Below are 15,225 nucleotides of genomic sequence, written 5' to 3'. Positions count from 1 at the left end.
TCCCGGGATGCCTGGGCAAGGTGAGATTTTGGGAGGCTAGTGCAGCCCTCGTTTCGGCTGCGAAGCCTTGGAATAACCAAGCCCTGAAGGTTCTTTGAAAATTCGACGCAGAACATCTGAAATTGTGTGACCAGCCGCTCCTTTCAGCAGCGCCCCTTCTCTCAGCACTAAGATGATATCTATCCAGTAAACACCCGAGGCTACTCAGCAAGTACCTCACCGCGACACGACTCTCCCCAGCAAATACGCGGCGATCACGCGGTTTTAAGAGGTTACAACCACTTGCAGCAAGTGTGGGCTGGCCAAGCTTCATGCACCCCGAAAGCCAGCAGCCGAAGATTACTAAATGATAAAGGGCAGCCTGACCGCCCTCAGGAACGAAATCGTATTGGCTGATTGCTGAGCGCCGAGTGCTCGCGTTACGCCGGGTTTATCCGGTAGAGCCAGGAAGCAGTTTGCGGTTGTGCAACGCTTATAGGTTTCGAGACCGGCAGCCGCTCGGTATTCATCTGCAACAGGGTTGTTTCTACAAGGTGATGCGTCGGCGATAGCGAGCAAACCGGATCGGTTGCAGCCGCATCGCCGGCCAACAGAAAAGCCTGGCAGCGGCAGCCGCCGAAGTCTTCCATCCGGCGGTCGCAACTGCGGCAAGGCTTCTGCATCCATGACTCGCCACGGAATTGCTGGAACGCCGGCGACTCCTGCCAGATCCATTCGAGCGAACGCTCGCGCACATTATCAAACTGCAAACCCGGAATCACTCCGGCCGCGTGGCAGGGAAGCGCCTTGCCCGCCGGATCAATGAGCATCAGGCGGCGTCCCCAGCCACCCATGCAGGCCTTGGGATAGCGTGCGTAGTAATCAGGTGTAACGGAATCAATGCGGATACGGCCCTGAAGACGCTCGCGCGCTTCATCAACTACCTTCACGGAATTTTCCAGTTGCTCCCGCGTCGGCATCAGGGCAGCGCGGTTCTCAAGGGCCCAGCCGTAATACTGGGCGTGGGCGATCTCCATGCGATCAGGAGACAGCACTTCGATCAAAGCGATCATCTCGTCCAGGTGGTCGAGGTTCTGGCGGTGCACCACCAGATTGATAGTGAAAGCGACCTTGTGTTTGCGGATGATTCCTGCCAGCTCCAGCTTGTGGGCATGAGCGCGTGTGCCGGCAATCCAGTTGGCGGCGTCTTCGCGTGAATCTTGAAAGCTGAGTTGGATGTGGTCCAGCCCGGCTTCGATCAGCGCTGCCAGACGAGGTTCGGTCAGGCCGATGCCGGAAGTAATTAAGTTCGTGTAAAGGCCTGCCGCGTGGGCCCCGGCAATAAGCTCTTTCAGGTCTGCCCGCGCCAGCGGTTCGCCTCCGGTAAGGTGAAGGTGCAGAAGCTTCATCTGTGCAGCTTCGTTAAATACGCGCAGCCAGGCTTCAGTTGGCAACTCCAGCTTCGCCGCCGTCATTTCCAATGGGTTAGAGCAGTAAACACAGTGGAGCGGGCAGCGGTGCGTAACTTCCGCGATGAGCGCGAGTGGATTGGGCAGCATCAGTAATCTACGATTCGCTTTCGCTGCAGTTGTTCGAGGAAGCTGGCGATATCCTGCCGGATTTGGGTTGCGTCAGAGGCGTTGTAGTGGGTCTGCAGAGCGCCAACAATTTCTAAGAACGTACGTTGCCCATCACAAAGCTCCACGATCTTTTGTCCGGTGCCTTGCAAGCGAAGAGCGCCTTCAGGAAAGAGCAGCACCTTATCGTCTTCTCCGCTGTTGCCCCAGCGGCAACCGGGGGCGAGTCGTGGCTGAGCGGAATCGGTTGGAAAAGCCATGAAGAAACTCTTTAAGACTCCTGGATACGGAATGCCCCGGGAGGTGGCCATCCGGGTTGCACATAGGCAAAGTAAAGCGCATCCAGTTGCGCCCATAGGATGTCACATTTGTCGCGCAGGGCGGTGACGGCCAGCTCCTGCTGGGCACGAGTTTGCGCGTGCTCATACACATACTGCACAGCGAAGTGCGCATCTTCGGGGGCCTGATGAAGCCGGGCCTGGAAATAATCGAGACCCCCAGTGAGCCATGGATAGTGCTCGCGCAGGCGCTCCATGCGCAGTGTAATAAGGTCTTTGGAAAACATTTCGGTCAGCGAAGAAGCCACCGCTTCGAGCAACGTACGGTTCTTCACGATGTTCAAATACTCATTCACGGCATAGCGAGTTGCAGGCAGAACTTCTTCTCCCCGTGCAACCCGATCCGGATCAAGGCCGGTAGCTTCAGCCAGCTTGAGCCAGCGCAGAATGCCTCCGTCGCTGGCAGAGTCGCCGTCGTGATCTACGATGCGCTTGCGCCATGCGAGCCGGAAGGCGCGGTCCTCGCTGCGCGAGAGGATAATGGCATCTTTTATAGGGATGCGGCTCTGATAGTAGTAACGATTCAACGCCCAAGCCTGCAATTGTCCGCGGCTCAGGCCGCCTTCATGCATCAGCAAGTGGAAAGGATGGCGGTGATGATAACGCTCTTCGCCCACTTTGCGCAGCGCAGCTCGCAGCTCTTCCAGAGAGAGCAGTTCGCAATCGCCTGCAGTTGTTAACTCCAAGTTCTTCACGCGCGATGCAGAAGTTTAAAGCTCCGCGGGCGCGTAGGAGTTGATTTCGCAGTTGAGCAGAATTTCTTCAAATTGCGGTTTTTCCCAAGTCATATTGTTTTGTTGCCTCCATGGTTTGAAATTAGAGCCTACAGATAATAGTTCGTCGCCCTCAATCAAGCAAGCTTTAACGTCATAAATTAACTCAATCAACCGTTCCATTAAACCGGTGATCCCAGAAATTATCACTTCTTTTTCTCCTGGGGATGTCCAGAAGCTGATATGAGCTTTTCCTGCGGAACAATGTTCCATCCGCTCACTTTAATTTCAGGCTGAACATGCTGCAGTTGTGACTGCTCCAATGTGGCCGTGACCACCCTGGATTCACCCGGCAGAAGCGAAAAGTAATTGTCATCCCAGAGGACGGGAAGTATCTCTTTGTCGCCATCCTTTTGCAGAACCTGCAGACAAACCTGGAAGGCAAGCTGCTTACTGGGATTTTTCACACGGACGGTTACCGTACCGTCGTTATGGGCTAAAGCAAGATCAGCAGCAGCTTCCAGCTTGACCGGCGATAAACGGTTCAAGGCCGTGAAATCTTCATAGACAGGAGAAGGAGTATAGAAGAAGGTGGTTTTTTCCCAGTCGAAAGAAGAAGTCTTGGCCGAAAGCCAGTAAAAATTGGAGCTAACCGTGCGACCGGCAGCATCGCGCAGCGCAAGCTTCACAAATGTTACCGGGCTGGTATTGAGCGCGGTTTCGGGTATGACGAAGATGCGCGTGCTGCTGTCTTCAGGAACATCGGCATTGGCTTGGTTAGAAAATTTTTGCTTAAGGTCGAAGTCATAAACTTCGGCAGCAACTTTCAATCCGGAAAACGGTTGATACTGGCTGTTCACCACCACCACGCTGCGGTCGTCGTAGGAGTACTGCACATGCAGCGGTTCGTTGGCCTTTCGCGTACCGAAGTAACCGCCTGCGGGTTGCAGGTAATAGTCATAGAGGTGCCAGATGAGGGAGGGCCAGGCGTTGTTAAGCATCCATTGAATGACGCCAGTAGAGGTGTACTTGTTGCGGCCATAGGCCTCGAACATGGCACGCTCTCCGTCGTAGGCCATGGCTTGCGATTTCCTGAGGTAATCATCGAGGTCTGAGGGAGGGCCATAAATGGCCTTCATGGCATCATCGTAAATTTTGGTATTGGAGAACTCCTGGCTGCCGGCGTGAAAGTTCCAAACACTGTCTCCTGGCGTCAGGTGATCTGCAGGCAGCATCTTTTTCAGCGATTCCAGTGTGGGAATCGCCGGGCCTGGACTGGTCTCTGTGTTGAAGCTGAAGCCTCCGCCTAACTTGAGCGTGCCCGCCGCAGTAGCATTGAGCCAGTACGAGGGCGGGACATAGTCATAAGGTCCAGACATCTTGACCCCTGAGACCCCGCTGACCAAAGTGGGCTCAGCCGAAGCCGAGGAGAGGGTTGGGTTGGGCCAGAGCGTATCCTGTATAACTTGCAGGTATTCTTTTTCGACGTCTGCCGGCGGAGGCCCATCGCTTCCATAGAGCCACACCAGCAGACTGGGATGCGAGCGCAGACGTAACAATTGGCTGCGCAGTGATTCGACAGCTATAGGATGAGTTTCCGGCTGCCATTTATTCCACTGCTCCCAGATATCGCAACAACACCAGCCGGCCATCACCAAGATGCCTTCTTCATCAGCCAGGTTGAAGAAGTCTTCGGTTTCTATCTTGCCTTCCAGTCGGATGGTATTTAAGTGCAGATGCCGGACGTAACGAAACTGATCGCGCAGGCGTTGCTTGGGTTGCCGCCAGAGCATGTCGGGCGACCAGCCGCCGCCGCGGATGAGCAGTTTGCGTCCATTAATGCGGAAGAGACGGTTTCCCTTGTCGGTAAGCTCAGATGTGATCTCACGAATGCCGAAGTGAAAGTCGGCTTCGTCCGATACGTTGCCATCAACTTCAAATTGAAGATGAGCGGAATACAAATTTGGCTCACCCATCTGGTAGGGCCACCAGAGCCGGGGATGAGCAAGTTTCAATTGCGGAAATGCATCAGGCGTAAGCGTTATCAACTTCACTTCCGAGGGTGCAAACTCGACCTGTTGCTGAAGAGTAACTTGGCCGAAAGCCGCTTTCAGTGTTCCCGTTACGGGCTGGTCGGAGGCGTTGCGGACTTCCACAGTAAGAGAGAGAGCAGCCGAATCGAGCGACGGGGCGGCCTGGCTCTTGATGAACGGATGCCGAATTGAAACCGGACCGGTCGCGGTCAGAGAAACATCCCGCCACACGCCCATATTTTTATCGGCGGGCATCGGGTTCCAATCCACCCAGTTGATGGCCAAATCGCCTGGTTCCGGCGCAAAGACCTCAACCGCGAGAGCGTTGGTCTCTCCCGGATGAATCTCTTGATGCACCTCAAATTCATAAGCACGGAAGGCGCCGGCTATCTGGGCGGCGTCGGCGATTTTTTTCCCGTTAAGCCAAATGTTGGCGTGATAGTTGATTCCGGCGAAGTTCAACCATGAATTTTTCTTTTGATAATCAGCGGGAACCTTGAATTCAGTGCGATACCACCAGGAACAGTGATAAGGGCTGTCTTCGGGCGTGGGGAGATGGGCAAAATTTTTGGCGACCGGATACGAAGTGCCGGGAATGGACCTCAGATTTGTACCGAAATACGGATCAGGGTAGGTTTTATCGGCCACCAGCGCCGCCAATACGGTAGTCGGAACTTCTGCCGGATGCCAGCTTGCAGGGTGGTATCCGGGAAGTGAGATCTGTTCACCGTTACCGTAGGCCAGGCAAGAAGATTGGATCCACCAATTCAGGTGAAGAAGCAGTCTGGGCGCAGCCGGGGTTGAAGCCGAGGCCACAGGAACTAAGGCGCCGAATATTAAAACGAAGATGAACCAAAAAGGAAACCATCGTAAGCGTGGCATTGTTCTCTCCATGATATAAAGACCGCCAAGGCTGCCTTCGTCTGAGGGCGATCTTAAGTGGCAGCAATTAATACTCTATTAAATCGGTTTAGTTCTATCGGAACTATAAAGCCTGATGTCAAGCGAAGCCTAACACAAATACGCGCACAATGAGAATCTGCGGCGTGAAGATATAGCCCTAAGCAGGACTGGCTCACGCAGAGAAAAAGCATACAATCTGGTTTGTCAGGCTGTGTTACGCTAATTAACTTCCAGTGAACCTGCGAAAAGCAAAAGGAACCACCACGATTCGTGATGTGGCCCGGGAGAGCGGTTTCTCGGCGGCTACGGTTTCCATCGTCCTGAATCAGGCCCCGCTGGCGCGCTACATTCCATCGCAGACCAAAGAAAAGATTGAGAAGACGGCCAAGAAGCTGGGATACCGCCCTAACCAGTTGGCACGCTCGCTGCGCAGCAGCCGAAACCATACTCTGGGAGTGATGGTGCTCGATCTCACGGACCCATTTTGCGTACCGATCTTGCGGGGGATTGAAAACTCTCTTTACCGCGCCTCGTATGTTCCGATCCTGGCCGATGCCCATAATGACCGGGTTCGTTTTGAGCGTTATCTGGAGATGTTGCTGGAACGCCGGGTCGAAGGACTTATCGTGGTTGCCAACTGGATGTACGTTGATATCAACCTGCTGGCTGATTTGGAAAAACGCGAGATCCCAACCGTAGTGCTGGGTTACGATTTGCAGCGCGGCGCCATCGGCTCGGTACTCACCGATGATGAAACCGGAGCGCAGTGGGCCTTGCAGCACCTGCACTCACTCGGGCACCGTAAGATTGCGTTCATCCGCGGCCCCAAGATGCTGGCCGACAGCAGCCGGCGATGGAAAGGGATACGCACTTTTGCAAGCTCAGTGGGACTGGAAATTGACCCCCGCCTGGTGCTGGAGCTGCCCGACCTGCGCGAACCGAACTCAGGCTTTGAGGGAGGCTCGAAAGCTACCGAAGAGCTGCTGCGGCGCAAGAAGCCTTTCACCGCGATCATGGCATTCGACGACATGACTGCGCTGGGATGCATTCGCACCCTGACGCGGCTGGGAATTAAAGTGCCGGAGCAATGTTCAGTGATAGGGTTTGATGATATTCTTCCAGCCGCGTTTTCCATGCCTGCGTTGACTACGGTCCGCCAGCCTATGGAAGCCATGGGCACGACCGCGGTCGAGACTGTGATTGAAGCCATCCGTGCCAGTTTCGAACGCCGCGAATACGCCGTGATCCACCACAAAATCATGCCGGAGCTTGTGGTCCGAGAATCTACGCGCGCAGTTTCCTCCTAATTGATCTTCCCTTTTTGGGCTTTTCTAAAATGGGAATCATAGGTATCGATTTCCCGTCAAGGTTACCAAAGTTTCTTGACAGCCTAATTCTTCAGCCCTATGCTGCCTCTATCTCAATGGGCTCTTGGAGGCAAGGCTCATCCCTAGGTTCAGGGCAGTAATTCGCCCGGCCATACCGTGGTGTCATTCACGAAGAGGGCGGAGTCCTGCCCCCGATACTTTTTCCCTTGACAAAAGCTATAGTTAATCGTTTTAATAAATGGGTTTAACTATTGCCCGGGGGAGCGGTGAAGCACTGGAGTCACTGTCTTACATTTTTTCGCGGGAGGGGTTTTATATGCAACGTAAAGCAATTGCGATTCTCATTCTATTGTTCCTGAGCGCTTGCACATTGATGGCCCAGGAAGTTACGGGGAGTATTTTAGGCACGGTAACCGATACCAGCAATGCCATAATCCCCCATGCGAAGGTTACGGTCACCAACACGGACCGGAATGCGGTGCTGCGCACAACGACAACCGACAACAATGGCTACTACGTAGCCCCGTTGCTGCCGGTGGGACACTATGCGGTTTCCGTAGCTGCCCAAGGCTTCAAGACCTTCAGCAAGACTGGCATTGAGCTCAACGTAAGCGACCGGTTGGCAGTCAATGCAGTGTTGTCTCCGGGCAGCGTGCAGGAGGTGGTGACGGTAGAAGCCAATGCGCTTCAGGTAGAAACACAGTCGCCCACCGCAGGCGGCCTGATTGACGGCACCCAGATTCGGGAACTCGCGCTCAGCGCCCGCAACTATGAAGAGATGGTTGCCCTGATGCCAGGAGTCTCGTCCGCAGTGTCGGACACGATCTTTGTGGGCGTGGAAACCCCAGGCGGCGGAACCAATGAGATTGACTTTTCCATTAACGGAAGCCGCTTCTCGCAAAATAACTGGACCATTGACGGCGCCGATAACGTAGACCGCGGCGGCAACTTCAGCCTGCTCAACTTTCCCAGCGTGGATGCCATCGCCGAATTCAAAGTATTGCGCAGTCTCTACAGCCCGGAGTACGGGCGCGGGGCCGGCGGAGAAATTGACATCATCACCCGTTCGGGAGGCAACAAGTTCCATGGCGGACTCTACGAATTCTTCCGTAATGACGTGTTGAACGCAAACCGCTACCTGAACCAGCACTTTGCAGATCCAACCCAGCGTCTGTCGCGTCCTCCGTTACGGTATAACGACTTTGGCGGAACGTTCGGTGGTCCAATCTTTATTCCGGGACACTACAACGCCGAGAGGAACAAGACCTTCTTCTTCTTTTCCGAGGAGGTGAGGCGGATTATCACTTCGAGTACTACGCTGGTCACCGTCCCCAATGCGAATGAGCGTAAGGGAATATTTACTGATGCAACCGGCGCGCCGCTGACGATATGCACAAGCTACGATGCCAATGGAAACTGTCTGACTACCAACCCAACTGGCATCATCAGCCCGGCGAGCTTTAATCCCGCGGCAGTTGCTTATCTAAAAGACATCTATTCGCATATTCCTCTGCCGCAAGACCCAATAGGCGACAAGCTCACCATGAGCGGCAAGAACCAGTTCAACTACCGGCAGGAACTCATTCGGGTTGACCACACCTTCTCGCCTAAGCTGATGGTGACCGGGCGCTGGATGCATGATGACATTCCGACCGTCAACCCGGCCGGCTTGTTTGGCTTTACCAATGTTTTGGGTTATGCCACCAGCCAGACGAATTCACCCGGCAAGAACCTCTTGGTTCGGGGGACTTGGACCATCAAGCCCACCGTGCTCAATGAGATGGGTTATTCATGGTCTTCGGGTGGAATTGTTTCTAATCCTGTGGGTACGAGCACGTTCGCCAATTCGCCCGATGTGGTGAAGGCCATCCAATTACCGTTTGCCTCGCCGCTGCCGCGCATTCCCAATCTGGCCTTCGGCAGCCTCAGCGGTCTAGCCGGCTTTGGGCCGTATCGTGATTTCAATATCAACCACAATTGGTTTGACAACCTGACCTGGGTGCTGGGGAAGCACACGGTGAAAGTGGGTTTCTCTTACAGCCGCTATCAAAAAAATGAAAATGATGCCGGCGGAAACCCCAGCAATGGCAGCTTCGGTTTCTTCAGTGTAGATCCCAACAGTTTGCTTGCGACGCCTCAGCAGGAGTGGGCCAGTTTCCTGTTAGGGAACGTGCAGACGTTTAACCAGGCGCAGCAAGACTTCCACAACAAGATCCGGCAGCACACACTGGAGGCCTATGCACAGGATGAATTTCGTCTTCTGCGCAACCTGACGCTGACTTATGGGGTGCGTTACACGTACTACGGCCAGCCGGTTGATGACCTCGGGCGCGCGACGAACTTCTACCCGGCTTTTTATAATCCGGGCCTGGCGCCACAGCTTGACCCGACCGGGGCCCTCGTTCCGGGAACAGGACAGCCTAACAATGGATTGATTATCACCGGCCTGAGCCCAGTTGCGGATGCCTCGCAGCCATCACCATTCGGTCATGCGGTGGCACGGCAGACATTCGGAGATTTTGCTCCGCGTTTTGGTTTGGCCTGGGATCCCTTCGGCAACGGCAAGACCTCTATCCGCACCGGCTTCGGCATGTTCTATGACGCGCCTGCAATCGGCTTCCTGGAAAACAACCTGTTCATCAACCCGCCCTTTGTGGGCAAAGTCAGCATCAGCAACACTACATTCGATAATCCAGCAGGAGCAGCACCCAATCCGAACACCAGCCCGGAATTCGTAAAGGGCGTTGCCACTCGCTGGCACCTGCCTTACACGGAGATGTGGAGTTTGGATGTGCAGCAGGAGTTGCCGATGAGATTCATCCTCGATGTCGGCTATTACGGCAGCGCGGGCAGACACTTGATTGGGATTGTGGACATCAACCAGCCGCTCGCAGGAGCGTATCTGGCCCCGTCCGAGACCGCTATCACCGGGGCTACGAATCCTATTACTGCTTCCAATACGGGTGTGCTTAACCGCGTGCGCCCGTTCCAGGGATACGGAGCCATCAACGTTTCTTCTCCAATTTTTAAGTCGAATTACCACGCGTTGCAAACCAGCTTGCAAAAGCGCTTTCGTGGCGGCGCGCAGATCAATTTGAACTACACCTGGTCGCATGATCTGACCAATGCCGGCAACGACTTTGCCACACCACAGCAAAACACGAACTTGCGCGCCGAGTATGGCCCGGCCGACTTTGACCGCCGCCACATCTTCGACGCAAATTTTATTTATGAATTTCCCTGGATGAAGTCGCAGCATGGGGTGATCGGGCATCTTCTAGGTGGCTGGGAGTTCTCGGGAATCATTACCTATGAGTCGGGCCTGTTCATGACGGCAAACGGCGTTATCACCGATCCGGCAGGCTTGGGCTTGCTTGATCCCAACGCCAATTCGGATTCCACCAGTAATTTCGGCAGTATTGCCGCTGGCCGGCCCAATCAGATCAGCAATCCCAACGTAAACGCACCGCACACGGCCGAACAGTGGTTTAACACCGCTGCCTTTGTTGATCCTGGGGTGTCAGGTCTTGTCCTTCCCGGCAATGAGAGACGGGGAAGCATTCGTGGACCCGGCGTTGAGCGTTGGGACCTCTCGTTATTCAAGAACATCAAGGTAACAGAGGGCTCAGCTTTCCAGTTCCGGCTGGAAACGTTCAATGTGTTCAATCACACGAACTTCCAGCAGATTGACTTGGGCACACAGAGTGGGACTTTTGGTCAAGTTTTATCCACCCACGAACCGCGCATCCTGCAACTGGGGTTGAAGTACAATTTCTAGGGTAGGGATTTTCGTGAGTGAAATGCAAGGTAACCGTTAAGTGGAGTGTCTAGTACGCAACCTGTTTGCGCGTGATTGGTCGGGACGCGCAAACAGGAACTCCCCCCAGCGTACATTCATCTATCCACCCGGGTTTTGAAGTAACTTGGTTGTTCCGGTTCTGAGGTGGCGAGATTCTGAAGGCTCCGCAACTCTGTCAGCGAGACTGCAGAGCCATCATTCCTGCTTTGCGGGAGCACACGAAAAGTTTGCGTTGAAGAGCGCTCGCTTTTCGCTCACCCAGCGTTCAGCACAGCCTTGTGTAAGTTGCGATGTTGCTGTTGAGCATCGCTGTCGGTGAACTCTGTACGCGAGGAAGCATGCAAACAAAGCTGGTCTTAGGGGTCGATATCGGTGGGACGAAAGTGGCTGCGGGATTGGTGAACGCAGACGGAGAGATGCTATTTAATCTTCGTGTTCCCATGAACACAAGCGGAAGTGCATCGGATGCCATGGGCTGCGTCCATAATGCAATTGAAGGAGTAATGCAGGCCAACCCGGCCGTTGCATTGCGGGCGATTGGAGTTTCTTCTCCTGGCCCGCTCGATCTCCATAATGGAATTGTCTTAAACAGTCCTAACCTGCCATGCTGGCAGAATTTTGCGCTGCTTCCTGAAATTCAGAAAACCTACCGCATACCAAGCCGGCTTGATAATGACGCCAACTCGGCTGGCCTGGCAGAAGCTCTTTGGGGTGCGGGGGCGAAATACAACTCGGTTTTTTACGTTACCATTGGGACCGGCATCGGTACTGCCATCGTTTTGAATCAGCGCATCTATTATGGAAGGACAGGCGGCGCAGCCGAAGGCGGACACATGACCATTGACTTCCGCGCGCCGGTGCGCTGTGGATGCGGAAAGCGTGGTTGTATGGAAGGCCTGGCATCGGGGCCTGCTATTGCTGTCCGGACGCGCGAAAAACTGGCCGCCAGTTCAGACGGTGCGAGGATTCTGGCTGCGGCAGGCGGAGAAGCAAGCAGCATCACGGCCGAAGCCGTGGTCAAGGCGTGGCGGGCAGAAGACCCGTTGGCGACCGAGGTCCTGCGGGAGACGGCGGACTTGTTTGCCATATGGTTGGGCAACGTCGTTGATCTGCTCGAACCCGATGTCATTGTGATTGGCGGCGGAGTCGGAGCAGCCATCACAGAGTGGTTTCCCTACATCCAACGCAAGATTCCAGACTGGAGCATCAATCCGCGCGCCCATGAAATTCCGCTGGTTGCGGCAAAATACGGAGCCGATGCCGGTATTGTGGGTTCAGCGGCGCTCTGGTTGTGCGAACAGCCATCCTACGAACCGGCAGCAAAAATATAAATTGAGAGCTATATAGCATTGGCGAGGAACGCGGCTATGAGCAGCCCATAAGCAGTTTTCAGAAATATCTCCCAGGTAAAGCGCTCACCCGACTTTAAGAGCGGTTTCATCGAGCTTGGCCGCTGCAACGAATTAAGCACTGAATAAGATTTGGTATCTCGGCAGCAAAAATATAGAATATATAGAGCTATATAGCATTGAAGAGAAATGTGGCAAACGTATGAGCCAACCAAAACATTTTCAGCACTACATGCTCAAAGAAATCTATGAGCAGCCGCTGGCAGTCTCGGAAACCGCCCAGGAGACAGGTTCACCCGACCTCGCCGCCGGCTTCATGGAGCGCGTACCATGGTCCCTGGATGAGCTCAAGGCGCTGAACAGAATTTGTATCGCAGCCTCGGGCACCAGCCGCCACGCCGGCATTGCCGGCAAATTCATGCTGGAAAGTCTGGCGCGCATTCCCACCGAAGTTGAATTTGCCAGCGAGTTTCAACATTGGCCGGTGGTGCTGGGTCCTGAGGTCCTCATGCTGGTGATCACGCAGTCGGGTGAAACCGCCGATACTCTGGGAGCCATGCGCAAGGCAAAAAAGAGCGGCGCCAAAGTGCTGGCCATCTCCAATGTCGCGGAATGCTCGATCATGCGTGAAGCCGATGTGGGCATTCACACTAAGGCCGGCCCGGAGCTCTCCGTCCCTTCCACCAAGGCATTTACCGCGCAGCTCGCCGCGCTGTTTATACTCGCAATTCATTTGGCGGAGGCGCGCGGAAACATTTCCGCAGACTATGCCAAACAGTGCATTGCCGAACTCAAGCGCATTCCGGAAAAACTTAAATCAGTCCTGGAGCTGGACCAGCGCTGCCAGGAGTTGGGACACAGATACTACAAGCACGAAGATTTCTTTTTCGCCGGTCGCGGCGTCCACTACGCCATTGCCATGGATGGCGCCCTGAAGCTGAAAGAAGTCTCGTATATACACGCAGAGGGTTACCCCTCAGGAGAGATCCTGCATGGGCCGCTCGCACTGATTGACGAACGCGTAGTCGTGGTTGTGATTGCCACCTGCGACCCCGGTGATGCTGAATCCATGATCCGGTATGAAAAGACCGTTTCCAATATCAAAGAGTTTAAAGGGCGGTCAGGGAAGGTGATCGCGCTGGCCTGCGAGGGAGATAGAAGCATCGAAGGCCTGGTGGATGACGTTCTCTACATACCTCCCGCTCCGGATATGCTCTCCTCCATTCTGGAAATCGTGCCTCTACAATTGCTGGCATATCACATCGCGGTTCTCCGGGGACTTGATGTGGATCGCCCCCGCAGTCTGGCCAAAGCTGTAATCAGGGAATAAGCGTATCCTGTTTCACGGAGGTCCTATGACCATCAGTGAAATGATGCTGCCCGAATTTGAGCAAGAGATGGCCGGAACCCGCAAACTGCTGGAGCGCGTGCCCGAAGACAAATTCACTTGGAAGCCGCATGAGAAATCCATGACCCTTGGCCGCCTGGCCAGCCATGTGGCCGAACTTCCGGGTTGGGCGGTGAACACGATCCGGCAGGACGCGCTGAACATAACCCCCGGCCTCAAACCCTATATAGCGTCCACGCAGAAAGAGTTGCTGGAAACCTTCGACAAGAACGCAGCCGAGGCCCGCCAGGCCCTGGCAGGCGTTAGCGATGAGCATCTGCAGAAAATCTGGTCGTTGCAGTTCGGGGGCAAAACCATGCTCTCCATGCCGCGCGCCGCCGTGCTTCGCGGCGTAGTCATGAACCACTTGATTCATCATCGCGCGCAGTTGGGAGTGTTTCTACGGTTGAATAATGTTCCCATTCCGGGCATGTACGGTCCTTCGGCCGACGAAGGGCGCATGTTCTAGATCAGGAGAGGGTTTTGCGGTTGAAGCCCTTGTGATTTGAAGGAGAGAACAATGCTCGACCACATGATTCTGACTGTCAGCGATGTCGAACGTTCGCTGACCTTCTATGAGGCGGCCTTGAAGCCGCTTAATATCAAATTCTTCATGCCGTATAAGGGCAAAGACGGTCATCCTGATCTGTGGGGATTTGGTAATGGCAAAAGGGCGTTCTTCTGGATAAAGCAAGGGAAGCCCGATCCAGCGGCTATTCATTGGGGGTTCGTGGCAGAAAATGAGAATAAGGTCGATGAATTCTACAAAGCCGCAATGTCCGCTGGCGCCAGGGACAATATTTCGCCCCGCGCCCGACTGGAATACTATCCAGGATATTACGCCGCTGATGTATTCGACCCAGACGGATATTCATTCGAGGTCGTCCATAAAAGCTAATGGAGGACACACGCATTCTCAGATCATATAGTGATATCACTCTGATATCAAAATCTTGATTTCCCGGAAACTGCGGGCAATAATTGGGCTAGACGTGTGTTTACGCTACGCATTCAAGAATGCGGGGGCTTTTTGTAGTCCTTCAGGTCTTTGAAAATTCGTGGAGCAGCGCCTGCCCCGGCGAGCCGTGGGAGCTTGAAGCTATCTTCTTGTGACTCTCTACCCACTGCCCCGAGGACTACCAGCAAGTCCCCCACCCCGGATCGCTTTTCGCCAGTAATGACAGGGGGCAAACGCGATTTTGGGACTTCAAATCACCTGCTAGCAAGTGGGGTGGGGGCCATCCCCCTCCCGCCTACTTTTTGCCCGTACCACCGGCTCTACTTAATCGGGATGGCGGGAATTTATTTACCCGAGTGGTTGGGCATCCACATGACGCTTGAGAAATCAGGGTCAATGAATACGTCTTTGCAGATGCCCTGGCAATACTTGCGTCGCCAGGCCGCCGGGGGAACGCCTGTCACTTCGCGGAAGACGCGGGTGAAATGATGGATGGTTTTGAATCCGGTCAGTTCGGCAATCTCTTTGAGCGCGTAGTCGGAATAACGGATCAGGTCTTTGGCTTTTTCCACGCGGTATTGCAGCAGGTAGCGCATAGGCGGCATGCCCATGCTGTCTTTGAAATGCCGGTGGACACTGCGGTTCGATAACCCCAGCGAGTTGGCAATCTGTTGCAGGTCTAATTCCTGGGCGCGCTGCGTGCGGATGAGATCGAGAACCTGCCGGCTTACGGCATCGGTGATGACGCCATCCATTTTTCGCTCGGTGGGGGCTTCATCCTTTGCCGCAGGCCGATCGCTCCGCCGCAAATAGAGGATCAGGATCTGGAACAAATAACTGCTGCACAATTCACGAAATAGC

At 54.5% G+C, this 15,225-nt stretch carries 11 protein-coding genes; 6 read left to right on the top strand and 5 right to left on the bottom strand.

Annotated features, from left to right (window positions below):
* Positions 1 to 419: 419 nt before the first annotated feature.
* From pqqE to VK738_06120, 4 genes are all read right to left on the bottom strand, one after another.
* Positions 420 to 1,538, bottom strand: coding sequence for a pyrroloquinoline quinone biosynthesis protein PqqE (pqqE, locus tag VK738_06135; GenBank protein ID HTD22211.1), 1,119 nt, complete (start codon positions 1,536 to 1,538; stop codon positions 420 to 422).
* Positions 1,538 to 1,816 (bottom strand): pyrroloquinoline quinone biosynthesis peptide chaperone PqqD, encoded by a 279-nt coding sequence (pqqD, locus tag VK738_06130; protein HTD22210.1) that lies wholly within the window; start codon positions 1,814 to 1,816, stop codon positions 1,538 to 1,540. The genes pqqE and pqqD overlap by 1 nt, the downstream gene beginning before the upstream one ends.
* Positions 1,817 to 1,827: 11 nt before the next feature.
* Complete coding sequence (gene pqqC / locus VK738_06125) at positions 1,828 to 2,589, bottom strand: pyrroloquinoline-quinone synthase PqqC (protein ID HTD22209.1); 762 nt, start codon at positions 2,587 to 2,589, stop codon at positions 1,828 to 1,830.
* Between the two features lie 224 nt (positions 2,590 to 2,813).
* On the bottom strand, positions 2,814 to 5,522 hold the full coding sequence (locus VK738_06120; GenBank protein HTD22208.1) for a glycoside hydrolase family 2 protein: 2,709 nt from the start codon (positions 5,520 to 5,522) through the stop codon (positions 2,814 to 2,816).
* Positions 5,523 to 5,776: 254 nt separating this feature from the next.
* Here VK738_06120 and VK738_06115 point away from each other — a divergent pair, with 254 nt between their 5' ends.
* The 6 genes from VK738_06115 (at position 5,777) to VK738_06090 (ending at position 14,304) form a co-directional block, all read left to right on the top strand.
* Positions 5,777 to 6,850: a LacI family DNA-binding transcriptional regulator gene (locus tag VK738_06115; GenBank protein ID HTD22207.1), complete on the top strand. Its 1,074-nt coding sequence runs from the start codon at positions 5,777 to 5,779 to the stop codon at positions 6,848 to 6,850.
* Between the two features lie 337 nt (positions 6,851 to 7,187).
* A complete protein-coding gene (locus tag VK738_06110; protein ID HTD22206.1) occupies positions 7,188 to 10,649 on the top strand; it encodes a TonB-dependent receptor in 3,462 nt (1,153 codons plus the stop codon).
* A gap of 359 nt (positions 10,650 to 11,008) precedes the next feature.
* Complete coding sequence (locus VK738_06105; GenBank protein HTD22205.1) at positions 11,009 to 12,001, top strand: ROK family protein; 993 nt, start codon at positions 11,009 to 11,011, stop codon at positions 11,999 to 12,001.
* Positions 12,002 to 12,221: 220 nt separating this feature from the next.
* Complete coding sequence (locus VK738_06100) at positions 12,222 to 13,349, top strand: isomerizing glutamine--fructose-6-phosphate transaminase (protein HTD22204.1); 1,128 nt, start codon at positions 12,222 to 12,224, stop codon at positions 13,347 to 13,349.
* A gap of 25 nt (positions 13,350 to 13,374) precedes the next feature.
* Complete coding sequence (locus VK738_06095; GenBank protein ID HTD22203.1) at positions 13,375 to 13,875, top strand: DinB family protein; 501 nt, start codon at positions 13,375 to 13,377, stop codon at positions 13,873 to 13,875.
* A 51-nt stretch (positions 13,876 to 13,926) separates the two neighbouring features.
* A complete protein-coding gene (locus VK738_06090; GenBank protein ID HTD22202.1) occupies positions 13,927 to 14,304 on the top strand; it encodes a VOC family protein in 378 nt (125 codons plus the stop codon).
* 404 nt (positions 14,305 to 14,708) lie between these two features.
* Here VK738_06090 and VK738_06085 read toward each other — a convergent pair.
* On the bottom strand, positions 14,709 to 15,225 hold a 517-nt coding region (locus VK738_06085; GenBank protein HTD22201.1), incomplete at its 5' end, for an AraC family transcriptional regulator.

The sequence above is a fragment of the Terriglobales bacterium genome (assembly GCA_035487355.1).
Classification (GTDB): domain Bacteria; phylum Acidobacteriota; class Terriglobia; order Terriglobales; family Acidobacteriaceae; genus QIAW01.
Note: the sequence above shows the minus strand (reverse complement) of the source record. Positions and strands in the feature narration are given on the sequence as shown.

Coding starts and splice junctions, on each gene's coding strand:
- pqqE (HTD22211.1), bottom strand. CDS start 1,538: ATGCTGCCCAATCCACTCGCGCTCATCGCGGAAGTTACGCACCGCTGC.
- pqqD (HTD22210.1), bottom strand. CDS start 1,816: ATGGCTTTTCCAACCGATTCCGCTCAGCCACGACTCGCCCCCGGTTGC.
- VK738_06120 (HTD22208.1), bottom strand. CDS start 5,522: ATGCCACGCTTACGATGGTTTCCTTTTTGGTTCATCTTCGTTTTAATA.
- VK738_06110 (HTD22206.1), top strand. CDS start 7,188: ATGCAACGTAAAGCAATTGCGATTCTCATTCTATTGTTCCTGAGCGCT.
- VK738_06105 (HTD22205.1), top strand. CDS start 11,009: ATGCAAACAAAGCTGGTCTTAGGGGTCGATATCGGTGGGACGAAAGTG.
- VK738_06100 (HTD22204.1), top strand. CDS start 12,222: ATGAGCCAACCAAAACATTTTCAGCACTACATGCTCAAAGAAATCTAT.
- VK738_06095 (HTD22203.1), top strand. CDS start 13,375: ATGACCATCAGTGAAATGATGCTGCCCGAATTTGAGCAAGAGATGGCC.
- VK738_06090 (HTD22202.1), top strand. CDS start 13,927: ATGCTCGACCACATGATTCTGACTGTCAGCGATGTCGAACGTTCGCTG.